General features: G+C 50.9%; 1 rRNA gene. It reads left to right on the plus strand.

Annotated features, from left to right (window positions below):
• Positions 1-1,421 (plus strand): 16S ribosomal RNA (locus G399_RS0110880); the annotation flags it as partial.
• Between the last annotated feature and the right edge of the window lie 48 nt (positions 1,422-1,469).

Consider the following 1,469-nt stretch of genomic DNA (forward strand, 5'->3'; position numbering starts at 1 on the left):
GAGTAATGCCTGGGAATTTGCCTTAGTGTGGGGGATAACTATTGGAAACGATAGCTAATACCGCATAATACCTACGGGTCAAAGGGGGCTTCGGCTCCCGCGCTAAGAGAAGCCCAGGTGAGATTAGCTTGTTGGTGAGGTAAAGGCTCACCAAGGCGACGATCTCTAGCTGTTCTGAGAGGAAGATCAGCCACACTGGAACTGAGACACGGTCCAGACTCCTACGGGAGGCAGCAGTGGGGAATATTGCACAATGGAGGAAACTCTGATGCAGCCATGCCGCGTGTGTGAAGAAGGCCTTCGGGTTGTAAAGCACTTTCAGTTGTGAGGAAAGGTTAGTAGTTAATACCTGCTAGCTGTGACGTTAACAACAGAAGAAGCACCGGCTAACTCCGTGCCAGCAGCCGCGGTAATACGGAGGGTGCAAGCGTTAATCGGAATTACTGGGCGTAAAGCGCACGCAGGCGGTCTGTTAAGCTAGATGTGAAAGCCCCGCGCTCAACGTGGGATGGTCATTTAGAACTGGCAGACTAGAGTTTTGGAGAGGAGAGTGGAATTCCAGGTGTAGCGGTGAAATGCGTAGATATCTGGAGGAACATCAGTGGCGAAGGCGACTCTCTGGTCAATAACTGACGCTCATGTGCGAAAGTGTGGGTAGCGAACGGGATTAGATACCCCGGTAGTCCACACCGTAAACGCTGTCTACTAACTGTTTGTGGATTTAATCCGTGAGTAGTGAAGCTAACGCGATAAGTAGACCGCCTGGGGAGTACGGCCGCAAGGTTAAAACTCAAATGAATTGACGGGGGCCCGCACAAGCGGTGGAGCATGTGGTTTAATTCGATGCAACGCGAAGAACCTTACCTACTCTTGACATACTAGAAACTTTTCAGAGATGAATTGGTACCTTCGGGGATCTAGATACAGGTGCTGCATGGCTGTCGTCAGCTCGTGTCGTGAGATGTTGGGTTAAGTCCCGCAACGAGCGCAACCCTTGTCCTTATTTGCCAGCATTAAGTTGGGTACTCTAAGGAGACTGCCGGTGACAAACCGGAGGAAGGTGGGGACGACGTCAAGTCATCATGGCCCTTACGAGTAGGGCTACACACGTGCTACAATGGCGAGTACAAAGGGATGCAAACTGGTGACAGTAAGCGGACCCCTTAAAGCTCGTCGTAGTCCGGATTGGAGTCTGCAACTCGACTCCATGAAGTCGGAATCGCTAGTAATCGTAGGTCAGCATACTACGGTGAATACGTTCCCGGGCCTTGTACACACCGCCCGTCACACCATGGGAGTGGGATGCAAAAGAAGTAGTTAGTCTAACCTTCGGGAGGACGATTACCACTTTGTGTTTCATGACTGGGGTGAAGTCGTAACAAGGTAACCCTAGGGGAACCTGGGGTTGGATCACCTCCTTACTATTAGTTGCGCATCCTTGATGTAGTGTTCACACAGATTTTCTTGTT

The sequence above is a fragment of the Brumicola pallidula DSM 14239 = ACAM 615 genome, from assembly GCF_000428905.1.
Classification (GTDB): Bacteria; Pseudomonadota; Gammaproteobacteria; order Enterobacterales; family Alteromonadaceae; genus Glaciecola; species Glaciecola pallidula.